This is a genomic window from Pseudomonas sp. NFACC02 (genome assembly GCF_900110765.1).
Classification (GTDB): Bacteria; Pseudomonadota; Gammaproteobacteria; order Pseudomonadales; family Pseudomonadaceae; genus Aquipseudomonas.
Window position 1 is genome coordinate 40,943 of the sequence record NZ_FOEO01000010.1, and the last position, 21,821, is coordinate 62,763.

Below are 21,821 nucleotides of genomic sequence, written 5' to 3' on the forward strand. Positions count from 1 at the left end.
ACTCAATCACCTATCAATTGAGCGCAACCTTTCCTGCTTTTACCGCTTTGCGGCGGCTAGATACGATCAAGCCCGCTGAGACGACGAGGATGCTGAGCAGGCCGGTCGCGATGATTTCCATGCGGTGGCCTTCCTGGAACAGCATGATGGTCAGCACGGCGACGATGAACGCGATCACCGCCCAGGTCAGACCCGGGAACAGCCACATGCGGAAGTCGATCGGCTCGCCTGCGGACTCACGCTTGCGGCGCATGCGCAGTTGCGAAACGGCGATCACCAGGTACACCAGCAGCGCAATTGCGCCGGAACTGGCCAGCAGGAAGTCGAACACGGCAGCCGGGGCGACGTAGTTGGCGAACACGGCGGCAAACGCCGCGCCGGTCGACAGCAACACAGCCCAGTAAGGCGTACCGGCTTTGCTGGTGCGCTGCGAGACAGCAGGCGCGTCCCCACGCTTGCCGAGAGAGAACAGCATGCGTGAAGCGGTGTAGAGCGCCGAGTTCAGGCAACTGGTTACCGCAACCAGCACGACCAGATCCACGATCAGCTTGGCGTTCGGAATCCCCATCAGGTCGAGCACGGTCTGGTAAGAACCGATGTCGGCCAGACGGCTGTCGTTCCATGGCACCAGCGCCACGACCAGAAAGATCGATACCAGATAGAACAGGCAGATCCGCCAGATCACCGAGTTGGTGGCTTTGGTGATTTGCTGTCCCGGATTCTTCGATTCTGCCGCCGCAATCGTGACGATCTCGGTGCCCATGAACGAGAACATGGTGGTCAGCATGGCAGCCAGTACAGCGCCCATCCCGTTCGGCAGGAAGCCCTGCGTGTCATACAGATGGCTGACGCCGCTGACCTGACTGTTCGGCAGCAGACCAAACACCGCCGCGACGCCCAGCACCACGAAACCAATGATCGCCAGGACCTTGATCAGCGCGAACCAGAACTCGAATTCGCCGTAGTTCTTCACGCTGAACAGGTTGGTCGCGGTGAGCAACAAGGTGATGACCAGCGTGAACGCCCAGATCGCAATGTTCGGGAACCAGGCATGAAGGATGGTGGCGGCAGCGTTGGCTTCCAGCGGAATCACCAGCACCCAGAACCACCAGTACAACCAGCCGATGGTAAAGCCCGCCCAGTGACCGATCGCCCGGTCGGCGTAGGTGGAAAACGATCCAGTGTCCGGCGAAGCAACGGCCATCTCGGCCAGCATGCGCATCACGAGGACCACCAGCGTACCGGCCGCGGCGTAGGCCAGCAGCACGGCCGGGCCGGCTTCGGCGATGGCGTGGCCAGAACCGACGAAAAGACCCGCGCCAATAACACCTGCAATCGACAGCATGGTGATATGCCGCGATTTAAGTCCTTGATCGAGATTTGAAGCGATTTCGGTACTGCTCATGAAAGCAACCTTTGAGGATTTTGTACGAATCAGGCCTGTTTGTGATGTTTCGTAAAAAGATCACAACGGTCCTGTTATTTATTTTTTACGCAAGAACTACGCCAAAATATTTCAAAAGCGACGTCGCGCGTGGATAGGCCTGCTCTACAGCCGCTCAGTAAGTCTCTGAGGCAAATAGCATTTCGCCATTCACGTAGGAAATGTTACCGAGCGGAACAGGATAAAGACGTTCGACTGCACCGAAAATACACAGAGGCGACTCATTAGCACCAAATAAGCGCACTGAAATGACCTTTGATCGCAGCGATGGCCGAAATACCCTTCCCGACGGCGTTTAAAGCTGGCACCATCGCGCCCTTTTTGCGCACGCCCGCCTGATCGCGGGTGAGATCCAACGACATTGAGGAGCCCACATGGCTGAGGCCACGCCCGCCCTGGAAATCCGCAACCTGCATAAACGCTACGGTCAGCTGGAGGTGCTTAAGGGCATTTCGCTGAGCGCGCGGGATGGCGACGTGATTTCAATTCTGGGCTCATCCGGCTCCGGCAAATCCACGCTGCTGCGCTGCATCAATCTGCTGGAAAACCCGCATCAGGGCCAGATTCTGGTTGCCGGTGAAGAACTCAAGCTTAAAGCCACCCGCAAAGGTGAACTGATCGCAGCCGACAACCGTCAGATCAATCGGCTGCGCAGCGAGATCGGTTTCGTTTTCCAGAACTTCAACCTTTGGCCTCACATGAGCGTGCTCGATAACATCATCGAGGCACCACGCCGTGTGCTCGGCAAGACCAAGGCCGAGGCCAGCGAAATGGCGGAAGCCCTGCTCGCCAAGGTCGGGATCGCGGACAAACGCCACGTCTATCCGGCGCAACTGTCGGGCGGTCAGCAACAACGTGCTGCCATCGCGCGCACGTTGGCGATGCAGCCCAAAGTCATCCTGTTCGACGAACCGACTTCAGCGCTGGACCCGGAGATGGTGCAAGAAGTGCTTGGTGTGATTCGGGGTCTGGCCGAAGAAGGCCGGACCCTGTTGATGGTGACCCACGAAATGAATTTCGCCCGGCAGGTGTCCAGTGAAGTGGTCTTTCTGCATCAAGGGCTGGTAGAAGAACAAGGATCGCCGCAGCAGGTCTTCGATGACCCGCAATCGGCGCGCTGCAAACAATTCATGTCCAGCAATCGCTAACGGAGCAACATCGATGCAGACCCTGAAAACATTCCTGTTGGCCGCCGCCGCTACCCTGGCCGTCGTCACCGGTGCTTTTGCTGACGACACCCTGAAAATGGGCGTTGAAGGCGCCTACCCGCCGTTCAACAACAAGGACGCCAGCGGTCAGGTCGTGGGCTTCGACGTCGAAATCGGCAACGCCTTGTGCGCGAAGATGAAGGTCACCTGTGAAGTCGTGACGTCCGACTGGGACGGCATCATCCCGGCCCTGAACGCGCAGAAGTTCGACTTCCTGATCTCCTCGATGTCGATTACGGAAGAGCGCAAGCAGGCGGTCGACTTCACCAACCCGTACTACTCGAACAAGCTGCAGTTCATAGCCCCCAAAGCGACCAACCTCGGTGCGGACAACGAGTCCATCAAGCAAGCGCTGACCGGCAAAACCATCGGCGCACAGCGCGCAACACTGGCCGGCACCTGGCTGGAAGACAACTGGGGCGATGCCGTGACCGTCAAGCTCTACGATTCGCAGGAGAATGCCTTCCTCGACCTGGCGTCCGGTCGCGTCGACGCGCTGCTGGGTGACAAATACGCCAGCTATGAGTGGCTGAAAAGCAAAGAAGGCCAAAACTTCGAATTCAAGGGCGAGCCATTGCCGGGTGACGACAAGATCGGCATTGCCGTGCGCAAAGGCGACCCGCTGCGCGAGAAGCTGAACGAAGCACTGAAAGAAATCATCGCCGACGGCACCTACAAGAAGATCAACGACAAGTACTTCCCGTTCAGCATCCTCTGATCTGCCTGACCGACACCGCCGCATCGTCTCCCTGGGCGGCGGTGTCAGTCCTCTGACCAAGCAAAGCCATGAACCTCGATCTACAAGGATTCGGCCCTGCCCTCGCGGCGGGCGTGCTGATGACGATCCAACTCGCGCTGTCGGCCCTGTGCCTGGGCCTCGTCCTCGGACTGCTCGGCGCGCTGGCCAAGACCTCACCGCATCGAACCCTGCAATGGCTGGGCGGTACTTACTCGACGCTGGTGCGCGGCATTCCTGAATTGCTGTGGGTGCTGCTGATCTATTTCGGCACGGTCAGCAGCATGCGCGCCATCGGCCATCTGTTCGGCATCCCCAATCTGTCGCTCAGCGCGTTCGCGGCAGGCGTCATCGCGCTCGGCCTGTGCTTCGGCGCGTACGCCACTGAAGTGTTCCGTGGCGCCATGCTGGCGATCCCCAAAGGTCATCGCGAAGCGGGGCTGGCGCTGGGCATGTCGCGTTCGCGGATCTTCATCAAGCTGGTCATGCCGCAGATGTGGCGCATTGCGCTGCCGGGGCTGGGGAATCTGTTCATGATTCTGATGAAGGACACCGCACTGGTGTCGGTGATCGGCCTTGAAGAAGTCATGCGTCACGCGCAGATCGCCGTCACCACCACCAAACAGCCTTTTACCTTCTATATGGTCGCGGCCTTCCTGTACCTGGCCATGACCGCGCTGTCGATGGTCGGGCTGGCGTGGCTGGAAAAACGGGCATCGATCGGATTCGTCAGGAGCGCATCATGAGTTGGGAATTCGCCCTCAAGTGGCTGCCCAAACTGCTACAGGGCGCCACGCTGACGCTGGAGTTGGTCGCCATCGCCGTCGTGGCTGGCCTGATACTGGCGATCCCGATGGGCATCGCACGCGCGTCGCGCAATCCCTACGTACGCGCCCTGCCCTACGCGTACATCTTCTTCTTTCGCGGCACGCCGTTGTTGGTCCAGCTGTTCGTGGTCTATTACGGCCTGGCGCAGTTCGAGGTCGTCACCCAAGGCCCACTGTGGCCCTATCTGCGTGAGCCGTTCTTCTGCGCCGCGCTGACCATGACCCTGCACACCACGGCCTACATCGCCGAAATCCTGCGCGGCGCAATCCAGGCCGTGCCGCCGGGCGAAATCGAAGCGGCCCGCGCGCTCGGCATGTCCAGAGGCACGGCACTGATCTACATCATCCTGCCCCGCGCCGCGCGCATCGGCCTGCCCGCTTACAGCAATGAAGTCATCCTGATGCTCAAGGCCAGCGCCCTGGCGAGCACCGTCACGCTGCTGGACATCACTGGCATGGCCCGCACCATCAACGCACGGACCTACATGCCCGAACAGACATTCCTGCTGGCGGGGCTGATCTACCTCGTGATGTCCTTCGTGCTGGTGCAAGGCTTCAAACTGCTGGAGCGTTACTTGCGGGTGGATGCGAGTCAGGGTCGTTAATCGATCAGCCGTAGGGTGTAGCCGTATGACCTGTCCTCGGCTGCATCCTCGGCAGCCACACCCCCACCGCTGAAACTCAACACAGCCCCGTGGGAGCGAGCTTGCTCTGGGCCGCATCCGGAACGAAGACTGACGTCCAGACACCAAAGCCCGTAAGCTTCCCCAACATCCAAAAACCGCCGCCCATCCAATGCCACTCCACCCCGCCAACCTACAGTCCCGCTTCCTCGCCCTCGACGCCTTCCTGCTCGAGTATCAGGACCTGTGGCGGCCAAAACCCTTCACCCATCGCCATCTGCCATGGGAAGCGCAACACCCCGAGTTATCCTCCTGGCTGCGTCAGCGCTCTTTAGATGAGGCGGAAGCCGCCCACAACCACCCCGAACACCTCGACGCCCCACAGCCCTTCGCAGCCATCGCCCGGCAATCCAAAGCCCTGAGCGAGATCGACGCCCTACCCCGCATCGACCTGGAAAGTGTGTCATCACGCATGAGCGTCGACGTCCCCGGCCGCAAATGGCAACAGATCGAAGCCTTCGCCAGCAGCCTCAGCTTCAAAGATACCCCGACACACTGGCTCGACTGGTGCGCCGGCAAAGGCCACCTCGGCCGCCGACTCGCGCACAACGGCCAGGCCCTCACCTGCCTTGAATACGATGCAAAACTGGTCCAGGCAGGCGAACAACTCAGCCACAAAATCGGCATCAGCGCCCAGCACCTGCATCAGGACGTCATGGCCACCGATGCCGCCGCCCGGCTAAACGCCAACCACACCCCGGTCGCCCTGCACGCCTGCGGCGATCTGCACGTGCGCCTCATGCGATTGGCCAGCGACGCCCACTGCCAAAGCATGGCCATCGCCCCGTGCTGCTATAACCGCACCGCCAGCGATCACTACCAACCGTTGTCCAGCGAAGGCCTGGCATCGTCGCTTCAACTGTCACTCGACGACCTCGGCCTCCCCCTGAGCGAAACCGTCACCGCAGGCGCCCGCGTCCGTCGCCAGCGCGACACCTCCATGGCCCGCCGCCTCGCCTTCGACCTGCTGCAACGCCAACTGCGCGGCATCGACGACTACCTGCCCACACCTTCACTGCCCAGCGCCTGGCTCGACAAACCCTTCGCCGACTACTGCCGCGACCTCGCCGAACTCAAACACCTGCCCCCACCCGGCACACAGGATTGGCTCGCACTCGAAGCCAGCGGATGGCAACGCCTCGCCGAAGTCCGCAACCTCGAACTGCTGCGCAACCTCTTCCGCCGCCCCCTCGAACTCTGGCTCATCCTCGACCGCGCGCTCTACCTCCAACAGCGCGATTACCACGTCCGCATCGGCACCTTCTGCGACAGCCACATCACCCCCCGCAACCTCCTCATCCTCGCCGAACGAAAATGACGCACCTGAAGCACACTACCCTGTGGATAACTCTGTTGACGAAATCCCACCGAACCTACAGAAAACGCGCCTCACAAACGACTTAACAAATTGTTCACTTTTTATACAGGTGTTAAATTTTCGACAAATCAGTAGCTTGCGAACCAATGAGAACCGTTCCACAAATGAACCGCTTATCGCCTTGCGGTAGGGCCCATTGTGAATAACGGTCATCGCGTTCCGACATAAGCAACGCAAAAAAAGTGAAATTAAGGCTTTACTCGACAGACCAAATCCCTATAATCAGCGCCCACAACGCCGGTATAGCTCAGTTGGTAGAGCAACTGACTTGTAATCAGTAGGTCCCGGGTTCGACTCCTGGTGCCGGCACCAAACATCAAAGCCCCGCTATGCGGGGCTTTGGCGTTTCTGGAGTGTCCGTTTACGGAATCGATACATCCCCACCACGTCCATAAAGTGTCCACACGTCCGTTGAGCACCCGATTTAACCGCTTCTGAATCGCTTCTCCCGAGAGAATCGCGCTTGGGGCGACGCGAGAACTCACCTTTCGCAAAGAAAAAGCGTTCGAAAACTCCTTACCCCCTCCCGCCGACGGGCTTTGCGTCTCTTTTTTGGCAAATACGGGTGGCGTTGCAATCCGAGCGCTAGGCCAAGCCGGCCGGGGGCCTCAGCAGGACAATGGCACTTGCACGGAATGAAAAGTAATGCGCTCTATGGAAATAAACAGGGGCCGGGACCGTTAGTACTCAGCCAGTAGTAGAGCTGTAAGCAGACCGATTTCACGGGGACTACAGCCAGGAAAACTCATTAAATGACGTATTTTCCTGGCTAGGCTTATAGAAATCATGAACCCCCAACTTGGGGGCTTATGACAACGTTAGGAAGGCTCTGCCGTCCCGGCAAATAGGAGCTGAAAAGCGAAAGACAGTGGTATTGCGATTTCAGAATTCTACAGTGAGCTTCGGATGACCTCAGAGCAGGTCTGCCCGTGAGGTGAAACGTACGTGCGACCCTAGGGCTTTGCCTGAATCAAAGAAAGGGCCATTTGGTTTTGAGCCAACCATGCCGCTGAGACGCTGCACCGACTCTCCACAAGGCTACAGATTTTATGGAAATCATCCTGGAGGTTACGAGTAAAGATCGGCTCATGGTGGGCTATGCGATTTCTGAGCTTTCGGATTTGCTCCAACTCGTTGTATATCTCCTGCCGAAGCTGACCTATTGCTTTACCCTTCTGAAGATTCGGAAGAACTCGCAACAGATGGGGCCCCCATAATCGACCATCGTACCGACTCGTGAACATTTTTTGCCAGAATACGAACTTCAATTCAGGGATTACTTTACCCGCAGAGCCAGCTCCTCGGCGTGCGTTTTGAAGATCCTTCAACGGGCTATAGCCTGTCCTAGGATCTGGTAGGCTCCTCTCAAATCCGGGGGACCAAGGCCAGCGAGCGCCATATTGAGCCTCTATCGCGTTCGCAACCGCGTTCCGTACGACTACTTCACAGAGATGAAGTGGTGCCAAAAGCGCACCGGAAACTTGGGCGTTCCACGCGTATAGAGTCAACGCGGAAATGTCTTCATCGCCTTTCCGGCCAGTGGCCCCTTCATACGTCGCGAGACGAGCTGCTGACAGGGCTTCCCTTACTGCTTGAACCACGATTTGAGTTGACACCAATATCATCTTTCCCTAGATTGATCTCACTAGCCACGGGACTTGTTGGTGCAAACCTCCCCCCGAGGACAGATGATAGTAAAAACCCACCTTCCGAGGTGGGTTTTTTTTGCCCTCCTTTTCAAGAGCTCCCAACGCGTTTCATGCGGGCTCGTACCAACCCAAATATAGGTTATCCCAAGCTGAATCCACTCGCTTCCGAGGAAGGTTCGGTGGTCGAAGGGCGCATGCGAGTGTCCACAAACTGGTATGCGTCCGGCCAAGTCATCTACCTAACCCCGCAAGGCCACAAGAAGGTGTCCACTTAAATTTAAGTGGGCAACAGGGGCAGGAGCAAGCACCTCGATCCACGCATTGATAAAGAAACGAACTCACAAATCAGCCATGAGCTGGGACACGGTCAAATCGACGTGGTATCGGGTACATCGTTAGTTGTGTATGAATAAACCATTCGATATGGATTTCATTGGCTGGGGCAATGACTGAAGCACATTCCAGACGAGGTCGTCACGTCCGCCAGACCAAGGCTATTTTCTGAGCGCTGGAACCGAGATAATCCATCAAGGATTTGATTGGGATGAGGGCGGGCGTCTTGAGCACCTGAACCTAGCCTCTTTTGTTTGATAACCTCCATGCTTTACTGATGGACTGAGGGTGGTAGCTCAAGGCTACAGGCTTCATCTGAGACGTAGAGGCTGGAGGCGGTGAAAGACACTAATCTGGTAGCGAAGCTAAGGGCTGAGAATGCAAGATTGACTGCCTTGCTGGATGCTCATGGCATCGAATGGCGCCCGCCTGCTGAGCCGGTCAAGATAGCGATTGCCCAAGCAGAACACTCTCGGCAACTCAATACTGATGGAAAGCTTGCCCTATTCCGAAGCTTGTTTCGTGGTAGGACGGACGTTTATCCCATTCGCTGGGAAAGCAAAACAGGCAAATCAGGATACACACCCGCTTGCGCAAACGAATGGAGGCCTGGAGTTTGTGAGAAGCCCCGAATTAAATGTGGCGACTGCGGTAACCGCCAGCTTCTTCCGCTGACCGATGAGGTGGTCTATCGCCATCTGGCGGGCGAAGTGGTCGCAGGTATCTACCCCCTACTCTCTGATGACACTTGTTATTTTTTGGCGGTCGACTTCGATGAGGCCGAATGGCGTGATGATTCCAAAGCTTTTGTTCAGTCATGCCATGAGCTAAACGTCCCGGTGGCACTGGAAGTATCGCGATCGGGCCAAGGGGCTCATGGCTGGATCTTCTTTGAACGTAATGTTCCTGCCTGCGAGGCGCGCCGCCTCGGTGCCGCAATCATCAGTCATGCCTGTGAACGCACCCGGCAGTTGGCGCTCAGCTCCTATGATCGACTGTTTCCAAACCAGGACTATATGCCCAAAGGCGGCTTTGGGAATCTCATCGCGCTCCCTTTGCAAAAGCGAGCCAGAGCCCAGAACAATACTGTATTTGTAGACGACTCGCTTGAGCCTCACCCTGATCAATGGGGCTTCTTGGCATCGATTCAACGCATGAGTCCACAAGATATCCAGCCCGTAATTATCCAGGCGATGGGTAATCGGGACCCTTTAGGGGTCGCCTATGTCGATGACGAAGGTGATGCAGAACCTTGGAAAGACCGTGAATCGAGATCACGTAAATTGACATGCCCGTTGCCTGCTGCTGTCAACGTCACGCTGGCTAACTTAATTTACTTTGAAAAGTCGGAATTGCCACAGCCATTGTCGAACCAGCTTATCCGGCTCGCTGCCTTTCAAAATCCTGAGTTCTACAAAGCTCAGGCCATGCGCATGTCAGTGTGGAACAAGCCAAGGATAATCGGCAGTGCCCAGAACTTCCCCAAACATATTGCGTTACCACGTGGCTGTCTGGATGCTGCGCTGGAGCTTTTAGAGGAAAGCGGGATTACCTCTATTCTTAAAGACGAACGCTTTGCCGGCGACTCTATCGATGTCAGCTTTCTCGGAACCCTACGTTCTGACCAGGAGACTGCCGTCAGCGCAATGCTGAGTCATGACACCGGTATCCTCTGCGCACCGACAGCCTTCGGTAAAACGGTGAGTGCTGCTGCGTTGATTGCAGCACGCGGCATTAACACTCTGGTACTTGTACATCGAACGGAACTGTTAAGGCAGTGGCAAGAACGATTGCAGGCGTTCCTGGGAGTAGGGAATGGTGTCGTTGGTACTCTCGGGGGCGGAAAAGCGAAGCTCACAGGCATTATCGACATTGCCGTAATGCAGTCGTTATCGCGAAAAGGCGAGATCAGCGATCAGGTAAAAAACTACGGCCAAATCATCGTTGATGAGTGTCATCACCTATCAGCAGTGTCATTCGAGGCTCTTCTGAGAAGCGCGACCGCGCGGTACGTACTGGGGCTCACTGCAACCCCAGTGCGCCGAGATGGGCAGCAGCCCATTATTTTCATGCAATGTGGACCGATTCGACATTCTGCTGCTCGACCTGCGAGTGCGCCCCATGACCTATCTGTCGTACCTCGATTGCTGCCCAAACCAATAGTGGTCCCCGACGGGCTTGGGATACAGGACGTTTTTCGGCGTTTAGCCGACGACTCTGAGCGGACAGCCAGAATCGTCTCGGAGATTGAGCTTGCGTACAACGAGGGTAGAAAAATTCTAGTACTAACGGAGCGGACGGAACATGTGGATGCCCTTGAATTAGAATTGAAGCAGCGTGTGCATAACCTTTTCACGCTTCATGGGCGATTGCCTAAGAAACAGCGGATTTCCCGTATGCATGAGCTTGAGTCCCTTCCACCCGATGCTCCACGAGTGCTGTTGGCAACGGGAAAACTAGTAGGTGAAGGCTTCGATCATCCGCCGCTGGACACGCTGGTGCTGGCAATGCCCATCTCATGGAAGGGAATCCTTCAGCAATATGCGGGGCGGTTGCATCGATCACACGCCGATAAGGCCGACGTGCGAGTCATCGACTTTGTTGACGAGGGTAACGTTGCGCTGCTGCGGATGTGGAATAAGCGCCAAGCGGGTTACAAAGCGATGGGCTACCGCATGGCTGATTCACAGGCAACCATGAAACTACTCTAACGCTAATGTGGTAGAGGTTTGCCACATCAACGGCCCCAGTTTCATCGACGACTCTCCTAGAGATAACGCTGGTAAAAACAGCGTCCCCCTATTAGCTGCCCATCCTGACCGACCACATTATTGCTACCCGCTCGCCTAATCGGGCTGGGCCAATAAATGGTTTCCTCGGAATTTTACCCAGCGAATACTCGGAATCACCCTCAAGCGAATCCTGTCGCCGCCGATACTGAGGTTACACTTTGATAACAGGATCCAATTTCTCAATGGAAAGTCTTGCGAAAACGCTTTGTAAACCCGAGGCTCGGCACCTCATGATGTCTTTCTTACCGGCCCTCGTCGTTATCGTGTTGAGCTTTTTATTAAGCGATTTGTTCAACCATGGTTTCCTGGTAGCGGTAGACATCATTGCTATATTAATTAGTTACGCCTTCGGAGCCCATACGATCTATAAGAATATTGAATTCGATTCAAATCAGATACCTTTAGGTGCGGTGCTGTATGTGGTCCTGGCTGCTATGTATATTATGTTTTACTCGATGCTCTATGGCCTCTTCGATCTCGCCTCACCAAGTTCCGAGATGAACATTCGCAGCCTCAACATGACTGATTCCATTTACTTTTCAACGGCAACATTTACCACTCTGGGCTTCGGCGACTTCTTGCCAAACAGCACCGCAGGTAAATGGACAGTCATAACTCAATCCATTCTCGGCACAGTCCACACGGTTTTTTTCGTCTTGATTTTTCTGCGCAATGGGCAACCTACACGTGTAGCGTGAAATCACCCGCTGCCTGGTAAAAGGATCAACGCTCTATGACCCACCTCTTAAAGGTGCGGTTCATGGAGCGCTTTCGAAGAAAACCAATGTGATGAGCACCGTTGTCCGTCTCTCCACTCCACTTGCTTGATGCAAAAAGCTCATAACTGCCGGACAGGTTCTAAATATTTCCTGCGAGCTGTACTGGACTTCTGCGTAAATCAAATCTACGCCATGACTAGGGGGTAACACGGGGCCGTTCGTGGAAAGATGCAACTGCCGCTCAAATATCACCTGTGCCTAATACTTTACATAACCACCAACGAGTATTAGAGCCCCAAAAAAAAGGCACATAGCCAACCATTTCACGAATAGTATTCGCCACAACCCGGCCAGAAAGTCTCGGACCTCTGCGAGATTTACAACACCTTTCTTATGAGAAATACCAGGCATCATAAGAACCATGATTAGAAAGCCGTTACGGATAACTTTTCCTATCAAACCTGCTTGAGAGTAGGTATCTATGTTGGCTTGTGTTCAAAAACCTATGCGTGGCTGCGCCAAGCCCTTTAGTGTTTTCCACAAGCCTCGAAAGTAGGAGACTTCGAGTCCTTGCTACGTTGGAACTGCACACCGCGAATTTAAAATTAGTCGTAGATCCCAACATTTAAATGCAGAGTTCTTGGGCCCCTTACGTAGATCCATCCGCTAAATAAAATTCGTATATTTCCGACTACAATAAAACGACAATCATAAGCCGATATCACAACTCCTTCCCTCTCGGGAGTTAACTTCCAAGTCCTGAGATGGCTCAACCATTGAAAACTTCATTTTTTCGCCACACGTAGCCAACAGATACTTACCATTAACGCTTCCAATCAGAATAAAAAGCTTTCCATCTTTCGACTCTGCCAAGGAAGCATCTCCTTGCGTCCCCTTCAGTCTATTAATCGAGTTTTCACCGAGTAGACCATCAGAAAGCAAGCAGATAAATATGAAGCCAGACACGAACGCAAATGCACCACTGCGCCTAGCATTACCTTCATGTACAATTCTAATTCCTGCCGCAAAAAAGCAGCCAGAAAACACATAAAATAGCGAATAACCTAGCGTAATCAGTTTACCTTGGTCTACTTTATAAATCCCCTTTGCGTCCAGCACTGCAAATATAAGATTTGCGATCATTATAATTACACCGACAACCGAAACTAGCCGATATAAAACACCTCCTTTAAATCCACATAAATACCACAACGCCCCTACTGCAGTGGAAAGTAATAATGGGTAGAACCCTTGAACAGCAAAATCTTGAAAACTATGAAAATCCAAAACCCACGCAGCATCAAGACGAATATAAACTATCGCAGTTTTAATGAACCCAACTATATAAGCCAAAAATACGAATATCGCTCCGGCGCTTGCTAGCCTAGAGATTCCATCGATTGCTGCTACAACATGGGTGTTTTCATCAGCCATAGCAAGCTTTCCCATAACTACTCACCTTACGCGCAGGCTGTATGCAGGATATGACCGAAGCGACTCCTAACCTAGGGATGATTATTTTTTTGCAGGATCTTCTGGGCTTGCTTCATTTGTGCTCGAATTAGCATCACCAACCTCATCCGACCCACTTGTAGCGCGTTGTCGCGTTACGAAAACGCCAGCCAACCCCACAAGAGTTCCGCCAGCAAGCACCCCAGCGGTGGTAGCGAACCCTAAAGCAACCATATAGAAGCTTAAAGCTATCACGCTCAGCGAAAGGATCGTCCCAAAGATCTGCCCCCGAAAGTCGCGGGTTTTGACGTGTTCGAGCGTGTTATTGCGAAAATCACCGAACCGGGACGATATCTCATGCCTGTGAGCTTGCTCGCGCTCAGCCATAGCAACGATTCGCTCGGCAACCCCAGGAAGACAGTCCTCATACTCACGGAGTTGGCGTGGGGATGGAAGTGGACCACGATGGCGCTCACGCTGCATAGTCATAGCGGACATGACGACTCTCGCAACCGCAGCTTTGGTTTCTGGCTGCTCAAGCAGTTCACCGAGCACACTTCCATCCGCCTCAAGGGCCGAATCCACGACCTCCTTCACTTCTGTTTCAAGGTCAGCATCAGCGATGGCTTTAGCCAAAAAATCCGCCCTCCCTTCGTCACAGTCGAAGTCGTCTTCAGGCTCGTGCTTTGGTGGTTCCATCTTCCTGTTTCATCCGTGCTTTAACCACATCTTTCCAGCGTTTATTCGCTGAGAGTTGAGCCATCTCAGGCTCGTCCTGGAAATAACCAAAGGCTTTTGAGAAATCGGACCCAATCATCTCGGCGTCGCAGCTCAAAGCTTCTGTATCGCGCGCCAGCGTGTCTCGCCCGTGGGCGAAATTGGAGACAAAAACCTCCCGAAAGCCACGGTTCTTAAGCTCTACAGGATCGCCACAAGACAAGGCGAAGCGCATCAGCCTCTCCATTTCTTGCTCGATAGTAGCGGTACGGCCTACCTCGAGTATCGAGGTTACCGCATCTAGGCTCATGGAAAATTTCGATTTAGGTTTCACATTGGTTGCCTCAGGGGAAGCGATGACTCAAGTCTTTCCAATCGGAGCCTCTTTATACACTGACGCTCAGCCAGTGCATAGAACACCCCTGATAGGCTTTTTACAACTGGGAGGATAGCACCAGACTGCAGCTACGCCACCCACCACCATATGATGTGGATATTGAGCGGACAGGCTCTAGATGTAGGGTTCTAGGGGCGTCAGGTGCATTCATGCAGCACCTTGGTGTTCAATATTTGTTGCATCATGCGACGTACAATTAAGCTTAACATCTATGTCCTGCTCGTCTTTTTCTTAATGTTCCTCGTGCATTAGAGACTCTTACTTATAATTTTTTGTGCTAAAGAAACCGAAATATGATCACGTGGTTCTTGAGCAACTCCATCCATCAATACCTGCCAAACCATCGCTGCGACCCCTTTCGACATAAGATTAGCCAAACATCCCACGCTGCCAATACGCTTCACCAACAATAGCAACCGGTGCACCCGCTTCTCGCAACGCCACTGCTCGTTAACGATGCTCCCTCACCCCAGTAAGAGGGAGAAGCTTGAAGCGTTTGCCGATCACTGAACACTCGAAGCCTCCGAGGGCCGTGTAAGGTGATTCCGAAACGCTCGCTGCTCATTTCTTACAACCGGACACGCTGTGCGTTGTTCACTTATTGAGCCCCTACATCCTCAACCAGACACATTCCTCCACAAAAACAAACCAGATCCTGTAGGACGCTTCTGAATTTAGCCGCTATCCTCCCCGGCGCGTTGCGACTGCTTGGATCACGGCATAACCTCCTCCCGTCGCTGAGTTCAGCGACCGGTTTTGACAGACCGAATCCACTAAGAAGCAACACTCGCTAATAGGCCTGCTGATAACTGATCCGCAGGCTGCTCTATGGCGGCTGTATGTGGGGCACACTCGTGTGCGCCAGGTTTCTTGGTGACTGGTCTGTCAACCCGCCTACAGCCGCCACCCACTTCGTTTGACAGCGAAGCGTGGCAGCTCCACTCACCAAGGAATGTAGCCATGATCAGATCCACCCCACACCCACCCGAAATCCCCGTCACCAAAGCCACGCCCTTCAGAGTCAATCTCGGCAATCTCAGCCTCTTCCGCGTTCAGCCTGAAATCCGGGTAGACGATGCCCTCGCCCTCGCGTCCGAATACCTGTCGTGCGCGGCAGCGACGGCGTATGAAGCCGCCGATAACAGCCCGTTGGAGTTCCGGCCATTGGCGCGGGCGGTGGTGCATCAGATCGAGGCGGCGAAGGCCTTGGTGGAAGCGTCGATTGCGGGGCTGGATAACGGGGCGCAGGGCGCTCCCGAGCGCGCAGGGCCATGTTGTTGACCGGTTAGCCGTTGCCAGCGGCGCAGTTGAAATCGCAACCGCTGGCAAGGTTTACGCCTGACGTGTCTAGAGGAGCGGATCAGCCCTCACTCTTATCCAGCGTCCGCAACTTCTGCGGCAAGCCCCACATCAACAGCCCCGCCGCGATCACGCTGGTGACGCCGATCACGTAGAGCGCGGGGGTGGTGCTGCCGGTGATGTCTTTGATGTGCCCGACCATCACGGGGCTGACGATGCCGCCGAACTGACCGAGGGTGTTGATCAGGGCGATGCCGCCTGCGGCACCTGCGCCTGCACCGGCGAGGAGTTTGGGTGGCAGGGTCCAGAACGCGGGGATGGAGGCGACGATGCCGCCGCCGAGCATGGCCAGGGAGAGGATGAGCATGCTGGTGTGTTGGGCGAAGATGCCGGCACTGAAGAAGCCGATGGCGCCCAGGACCACGAGGCCGCAGACGAATTTGCGTCGTTCGCCGCTGGCGTCGGAGAGGCGACCGACGACGACCATGCTGATGGCCCCGCAGATGTAGGGAATGGCGGTGAGCAAACCGATGATGACCGGGCTTTCGACGCCGGCGCTGCGGATCAGCTGCGGCGCCCAGAAGTTGAGGCCGTAGGACGCGACCTGGATCAGGAAGTAGATCAGGCCGAGCATCAGAAAGCCGGGCATTTTCAGGGCGGTGAGCAGCGAGCCGCCATGTTTGTTGGGCTCGTGCTGAGCGATGCGACTGGACAGGTAGGTCTTCTCGTCATCGGTCAGCCAGTGGGCGTCGGCGACGCGGTCTTTGAGCAGTTTGAGAACGGCGAAGCCCAGTGCGACGCACGGCAGGCCGCCGAGCAGGAACAGCCAGTGCCAGCCGCGCATGTGCATCACGCCGTCCATGCCGCCGAGCACCAGGCCGGAGATCGGCGCGCCGAGCAACCCTGCGAAAGCCGAGGCCAGGAACAGGGTGGAGGTGATACGACCGCGGTAGGTCTGCGGGAACCAGAGCGTCAGGTAGAACAGCACGCCCGGTGCGAAACCGGCTTCCATGGCGCCGATGATGAAGCGCAGCACGTAGAACTGCCATTCGGCGGTGACGAAGACCATGAGCGCCGTGGCGACGCCCCAGGAAATCATGATGCGGGCGATCCAGCGGCGTGCGCCGACCTTGTACAGCATGATGTTGCTCGGCACTTCGAACAGCACATAACCGATCACGAACAGGCTCGCGCCCAGGCCGTAAGCGGTGTCGCTCAGGCTCAGGTCGGCTTGCAGCTGAAACTTGGCAAAACTGATGTTGATGCGGTCGAAAAACGCAAACAGGTAGCAGACCATGATCAGCGGCATCAGGCGCCACGCGACTTTGCGGATCAGCGCCTTTTCAGCGCTTACAACCTCGGCGAGGCTGCTGTTCGGGGTCAGAACAGAGATTGTCATTGCGGTTACTCCAGTGGGACTTCCCAGGGGGAGCCCTATTGTTTTTGTTGTCTGGACGAACATCCGCGAGCGGTGTGTTCGTACGGGGTTGCGGCGTTTCGGAATTCAGGTCGGCAGGTTCTCCGGCGCGGGATGCAGGTCGCAGTTGCGGCCGGCCTTGGCCACTTGCCCCGGCATGTCATGGCCGAGCAGCGCGGGCAGGCGACGAGACATCGCGAGCAAGTGCGGCAGGTCGATGCCGGTGTCGATGCCCATTTCTTCGCACATGTTCACCAGATCTTCGGTGCAGATGTTGCCCGATGCACCCGGTGCGAACGGGCATCCACCCAGCCCGCCGAGCGAGGCATCGAAGCGCCGCGCGCCTGCTTCGTAGGCCGCCAGTACGTTGCTCAGGCCCAGGCCACGGGTGTTGTGAAAGTGCAGGGTCAAGGCCGATGCGGGAATGCGGGTCAGCACGCGCTGCACCAGTCGGTGGACCTGGCGCGGGTTGGCCATGCCGGTGGTGTCGGCAAGGGAAATGCCCTGCATGCCCAGTTCGAGATACGCGTCGACGATCTGCAACACGCGGTCTTCATCGATCTTGCCTTCGAACGGGCAGCCGAACGTGGTGGCGATGGAGCCATTGAGAGAAACCGGGTGGCCAGCGGCGAACGACACCACATCGGCAAAGGCGGTCAGCGACTGCTCGCAACGCATGCGCATGTTCGCCAGGTTGTGGGTCTGACTGGCGGACATCACCAGGTTCAGCTCATCGGCACCGGCGTCAATCGCACGTTGCGCGCCGCGCAGGTTGGGGATCAGGGCGACGTAGATCACGCCCGGATGGCGCTTGATGCCACGGAACACGTCGTCGCCGTCGCGCAGTGCCGGAATCGCCTTGGGGGAAACAAAAGAGCCGGCTTCGATACGGCTGAAACCGGCGAGAGAAAGCTGGTCGATCAGCGCGATCTTGTCAGGCGTATCGACCCAGGTCGGCTCGATCTGCAGACCGTCGCGCGGCGAGACTTCCTGAACGATCAGGCGCTCGGAGAAATCGGTAATCATTGCACCACCCCATTCGTTTTGAGTTGCGCGATATCGGCGGCGGTCATGCCCAGATCGCCGAGGACGCTGTCGGTGTGCTGCCCCAGCGCAGGCCCTTGCCAGCTCACCGAGCCAGGTGTTTCGGACAGCTTGGGGACGATGCCGGGCATTTTGACGTGCGTGCCGCCCGGCAACTGGGCGTCGAGAATCATCTCGCGCGCCTGGTAATGAGGATCCGCCACGATGTCGGCAACGTTGTAGATGCGGCCCGCGGGCACTTCGGCCTGCTCCAGCGCCTGCAACACGTCGTTGATCGGCAGACTGGACGTCCAGGCGCTGATCGCGGCATCGAGCATTTCGCTCTGTGCAGCCCGGCCGTCGTTAAACGCAAACTCGGGCGCCTCACCCAGATCAGGACGGCCGATGGCTTGCATCAGGCGCTTGAAAATCGGGTCGCTGTTGCCGGCGATCACCACGTACGCGCCATCGGCGGTCGGGTAGGTGTTGGACGGCGCGATGCCGGGCAAGGCGCCACCGCTGCGCTCACGCACATGGCCGAGCATGTCGTACTCGGGCACCAGGCTTTCCATGAGGTTGAAGACGCTCTCGACCAACGACACGTCGACGATCTGCCCGTCGCCTTGCCCGGTTTTTACGCGCAGCAAGGACATCAGCGCGCCCATCACGGCGTGCATGGAGGCCAGCGAGTCACCGAGGCTGACGCCGACGCGTGCAGGCGGAGAACCCGGCGTGCCGGTGGTGTAACGAATGCCGCCCATGGCCTCGCCGATGGCGCCGAACCCTGGTCGATCTCGATAAGGACCGGACTGACCGTATCCGGAAATGCGCACCAGCGTGAGTTTGGGGTTCAGGGCGTGCAGAACGTCCCAGCCCAGGCCGAGTTTTTCCAGCGCGCCGGGGCGCAGGTTTTCAATCAGCACGTCGGCGCTTTCAGCCAGACGTTTGACGATCTCGATGCCTTCGGGGGATTTGAGGTTCAGCGAAAGGGATTTCTTGTTGCGAGATTGCAGGTACCACCACAGCGACGTGCCCTCGTGCAGCTTTCGCCATTTACGAAGAGGGTCGCCCTGCCCCATCGATTCGATCTTGATCACCTCGGCGCCGAACTCGCCCATCAGGCGTGCGGCGAAGGGCGCTGCGATCAGTGTGCCGATTTCAATCACGCGCACACCGTTCAGGGGGCCTGTCATAGCGGATACCTCAAGTGTTTCTTGGAATTTGCGTCCAAGACTAGAGGACCCGCGTCCGGCAAATCCAACCGTATGTTGGCAAGTAGTGTTCGCGAAACGCGAACGCTCTTATTGAAGGTGTCTGCGCAGGTGGTCGAAGAGCAACAGGCTGACCGGCGACAGGGCCGTTGTGTCGCGCACGACCAGTATCAAGGTGCGCTGTGCCCATGAATCGCTCAATGAAACGGCTGTGAGCCCTAACGGCGAGCCCAGCAATTCGAAGGCTTTACGTGGCAGTACACCAATGCCCATGTTCGCCTGAATCATCCGGCACATGGCGTCGAAACCCGGCACGTGAATCCGCACGCGCAGCGGTATGCCGTGGGATCGGGCGGCGGTGTGGGTACGCATGTTGATGGAACTGGCCGCGTGCAGGCCGATATGGTCGCTGCCCAGCGTGTCCTCGAACGCCACGTGATCCCGCCCGGCCAGCGGATGATCGGGACGCATCACCACGACCAGCTCGTCGCGACGATAAGGCACGCTGTACAGGCCCTGGACGTCGGTGTCTTCCGAGCAGATGCCGATGTCGGCGACGCCATCGATCAGGCCCTGCACCACGCCCGCGCTGGGCCGTTCCTCGAGGTCGACCTTTACCCGTTCGTGGTCGGAGGTGAACTCGTGAAGGTCTTCGGGAAGGAACTGAATGATCGCCGAGAGGTTAGCGAGCATGCGCACGTATCCGCGCATGCCTTGCAGGTGCTCGTCGAGTTCGAGGCCCATTTTTTCCAGGTCGAACAACATGCGACGAGCGTGATGCAGCAGTGTTTCACCCGCGGCGGTCAGCACCATGCCTTTTGCGTTGCGCACGAACAGGCCGATGCCCAGCACTTCCTCCAGCTCCATCAACCGCTTGCTTGCCGCCGACGTTGCGATGGCTTCACGGGCGGCCGCGCGGGTCAGGGTGCCTTCTTCGTAGACCGCGACGAACAGCTTGAGGGTGATCAGATCAAGGCGGCGAATGAGGTTTTTGTGCAGCATGGAATGATCTCAGCGACTGAGCGTGGGCAAGAATACACGCAAACCGACCCGTGAACGTCCGTCTGCTGGTTTGTCCAATGGCTGCACGACGCAGGTTAGCGCCTCGTCCGGCCGCGTTCAGATGGAGAAACAGCCAGCCCCCTCCCCGATCCCGTCGCCTTCGAGTAACGTATAGCGATGTCCGACGGACCATCGCCTCCTCATCAGGCGACAGAGACCCGCAACCGAAACACGATAGAAGGCCCCACCGTGCACAATGTCCGCTTGATCAAATACGTCTGGACCCATCAAACCCCCGAAATTTCATCGGAGTGGTCGAAGTTTCTGCTTGAAGTCGAGCTACCGTTCGTCCCTTTTCACGGCTTGAACATCCAGCTCCCCGATCAGCGCGCCTGGCGCATCCGTGACGTTGAATGGAACGTGGAAGAGCAGACCTTCCGTTGCCACATCGAGGATCAGTTCATGAACCTGCTGGATGTTGACGACTCGTACGAAGACTGGATCGATACGCTGCTCGAATGCGGCTGGGAACTGAGCGGGCGCTACACCAATGAGCACAACAACACCTGATTCAAGGGTTTTGTTGATTGAGGATTTCAGGGAAGCAAGCAGGATGCTGTACCTTCTCCCGCAACATCGCGAACGGCTCCCAGACTGATTGATGAGCCAGACCAGAGGCTTGCGCTGACAGGCCCTGTATTACCTTGAGCATTACTGCCATGAAATGGATTTCCGGTTTGACCTGTTGCGCGATTGTCGCGTGCTGCGCGTGGGCGTCCGCCACGTTTGCGGCAACGACCGTCGATTTTTACTTCCCCGAAGCACCACCGCTGACGATGGCCAATCAGGGTGACGAGCATGGCATCGTGGGCGACATCGCACTCAAGGCGATCGCGCTGGCCGGGTATTCACCCAACATCGTTTCCCCACCCTGGCCCCGCGCGCAACGGGAGGTCTCCACCGGCAAGAACATGCTGATCGCACCGCTGAGCCGCACGCAGAGTCGGGAAGACAATTTCACCTGGATTGCTCCGGTGATGACGATGGACCGCACGTTTTTCAGCCTGGATCAGCGCGTTGAAAGCTTCGATGAGGCCAAAAAAACCTTCAAGCTGATCGCCGTAGGCATCGGCAGCGCGCAAGAGACGCGCCTGCGCGAGGAAGGCTTTCCGGCCTCCCAGATTTACCCGTTGAAAATTGGCGAAAACCCGGCGCAGATGCTGCTCAAAGGCCGCGTCGATGCCTGGTTCAACGGCGTGCCGGAGACGCGATACATCTGGAAGCAGCTCAGTGACCGGCCACTGGTGATGAGTCGCGTAGTGATGACCGCCAATCTGTACCTGGCCTGCTCCAAAACCTGCGACCCCCACATGGTCGATCGCCTGCAAGCCGCAATCGACACGCTTCAGGCAAACGGAACCGCGGACAAGGTCGAGGCAGGGTATTTGAAGGATTTACCGGAGTGGTGAAGCGGGCTTGTATGTGACCCACAACCTGCAGGAGTGAGCCTGGTCTGGGCGGCATTCCGACGAAT

At 56.7% G+C, this 21,821-nt stretch carries 18 protein-coding genes and 1 tRNA gene; 11 read left to right on the forward strand and 8 right to left on the reverse strand.

Annotated features, from left to right (window positions below; all coding sequences use genetic code 11):
• Positions 1-13: 13 nt before the first annotated feature.
• On the reverse strand, positions 14-1,405 hold the full coding sequence (gene gabP, locus BMY73_RS11190) for a GABA permease (RefSeq protein WP_092407104.1): 1,392 nt from the start codon (positions 1,403-1,405) through the stop codon (positions 14-16).
• A gap of 413 nt (positions 1,406-1,818) precedes the next feature.
• Between gabP and BMY73_RS11195 the strand changes: the two genes are divergently transcribed.
• From BMY73_RS11195 to BMY73_RS11235, 8 genes are all read left to right on the forward strand, one after another.
• Positions 1,819-2,592, forward strand: a complete 774-nt coding sequence (locus BMY73_RS11195) for an ABC transporter ATP-binding protein (protein WP_062379450.1) — start codon at positions 1,819-1,821, stop codon at positions 2,590-2,592.
• 13 nt (positions 2,593-2,605) lie between these two features.
• Complete coding sequence (locus BMY73_RS11200) at positions 2,606-3,370, forward strand: ABC transporter substrate-binding protein (protein ID WP_062379452.1); 765 nt, start codon at positions 2,606-2,608, stop codon at positions 3,368-3,370.
• A gap of 68 nt (positions 3,371-3,438) precedes the next feature.
• Positions 3,439-4,134: an ABC transporter permease gene (locus BMY73_RS11205; protein ID WP_062379454.1), complete on the forward strand. Its 696-nt coding sequence runs from the start codon at positions 3,439-3,441 to the stop codon at positions 4,132-4,134.
• Positions 4,131-4,820, forward strand: coding sequence for an ABC transporter permease (locus tag BMY73_RS11210; protein ID WP_062379456.1), 690 nt, complete (start codon positions 4,131-4,133; stop codon positions 4,818-4,820). The genes BMY73_RS11205 and BMY73_RS11210 overlap by 4 nt, the downstream gene beginning before the upstream one ends.
• Positions 4,821-5,010: 190 nt before the next feature.
• Positions 5,011-6,216 (forward strand): methyltransferase, encoded by a 1,206-nt coding sequence (locus BMY73_RS11215; protein WP_092407106.1) that lies wholly within the window; start codon positions 5,011-5,013, stop codon positions 6,214-6,216.
• 296 nt (positions 6,217-6,512) lie between these two features.
• Positions 6,513-6,588, forward strand: a tRNA-Thr gene (locus BMY73_RS11220).
• Between the two features lie 2,008 nt (positions 6,589-8,596).
• Complete coding sequence (locus BMY73_RS11230; RefSeq protein ID WP_092407108.1) at positions 8,597-10,969, forward strand: TOTE conflict system archaeo-eukaryotic primase domain-containing protein; 2,373 nt, start codon at positions 8,597-8,599, stop codon at positions 10,967-10,969.
• Between the two features lie 263 nt (positions 10,970-11,232).
• A complete protein-coding gene (locus BMY73_RS11235) occupies positions 11,233-11,748 on the forward strand; it encodes a potassium channel family protein (RefSeq protein WP_092407110.1) in 516 nt (171 codons plus the stop codon).
• A gap of 729 nt (positions 11,749-12,477) precedes the next feature.
• Here the strand turns inward: BMY73_RS11235 and BMY73_RS11240 are convergent.
• From BMY73_RS11240 to BMY73_RS11250, 3 genes are all read right to left on the reverse strand, one after another.
• Positions 12,478-13,218, reverse strand: a complete 741-nt coding sequence (locus BMY73_RS11240) for a hypothetical protein (RefSeq protein ID WP_092407112.1) — start codon at positions 13,216-13,218, stop codon at positions 12,478-12,480.
• A 66-nt stretch (positions 13,219-13,284) separates the two neighbouring features.
• Entirely contained in the window at positions 13,285-13,920 is a 636-nt protein-coding gene (locus tag BMY73_RS11245; protein ID WP_092407114.1) for a DUF2335 domain-containing protein, read from the reverse strand.
• Positions 13,895-14,173: a hypothetical protein gene (locus BMY73_RS11250; RefSeq protein ID WP_139214203.1), complete on the reverse strand. Its 279-nt coding sequence runs from the start codon at positions 14,171-14,173 to the stop codon at positions 13,895-13,897. The genes BMY73_RS11245 and BMY73_RS11250 overlap by 26 nt, the downstream gene beginning before the upstream one ends.
• Before the next feature lie 1,122 nt (positions 14,174-15,295).
• Here BMY73_RS11250 and BMY73_RS11255 point away from each other — a divergent pair.
• A complete protein-coding gene (locus BMY73_RS11255) occupies positions 15,296-15,616 on the forward strand; it encodes a DUF6124 family protein (protein ID WP_062379469.1) in 321 nt (106 codons plus the stop codon).
• Between the two features lie 79 nt (positions 15,617-15,695).
• Here the strand turns inward: BMY73_RS11255 and BMY73_RS11260 are convergent, their stop codons facing one another.
• From BMY73_RS11260 to BMY73_RS11275, 4 genes are all read right to left on the reverse strand, one after another.
• Positions 15,696-17,033: an MFS transporter gene (locus BMY73_RS11260; protein WP_092407118.1), complete on the reverse strand. Its 1,338-nt coding sequence runs from the start codon at positions 17,031-17,033 to the stop codon at positions 15,696-15,698.
• Positions 17,034-17,138: 105 nt separating this feature from the next.
• The gene (locus BMY73_RS11265) at positions 17,139-18,077 is read right to left on the reverse strand and encodes a hydroxymethylglutaryl-CoA lyase (protein WP_092407120.1); all 939 of its coding nucleotides are present in this window, start codon (positions 18,075-18,077) and stop codon (positions 17,139-17,141) included.
• Positions 18,074-19,267 (reverse strand): CaiB/BaiF CoA transferase family protein, encoded by a 1,194-nt coding sequence (locus BMY73_RS11270; RefSeq protein ID WP_092407122.1) that lies wholly within the window; start codon positions 19,265-19,267, stop codon positions 18,074-18,076. Before BMY73_RS11270 ends, BMY73_RS11265 begins: the two co-directional genes overlap by 4 nt.
• Before the next feature lie 108 nt (positions 19,268-19,375).
• Positions 19,376-20,287 (reverse strand): LysR family transcriptional regulator, encoded by a 912-nt coding sequence (locus BMY73_RS11275; RefSeq protein WP_092407124.1) that lies wholly within the window; start codon positions 20,285-20,287, stop codon positions 19,376-19,378.
• Between the two features lie 249 nt (positions 20,288-20,536).
• Between BMY73_RS11275 and BMY73_RS11280 the strand changes: the two genes are divergently transcribed.
• Positions 20,537-20,857, forward strand: coding sequence for a hypothetical protein (locus BMY73_RS11280; protein WP_092407126.1), 321 nt, complete (start codon positions 20,537-20,539; stop codon positions 20,855-20,857).
• Positions 20,858-21,006: 149 nt separating this feature from the next.
• Positions 21,007-21,756 (forward strand): substrate-binding periplasmic protein, encoded by a 750-nt coding sequence (locus BMY73_RS11285; protein WP_092407128.1) that lies wholly within the window; start codon positions 21,007-21,009, stop codon positions 21,754-21,756.
• Positions 21,757-21,821 lie beyond the last annotated feature (65 nt).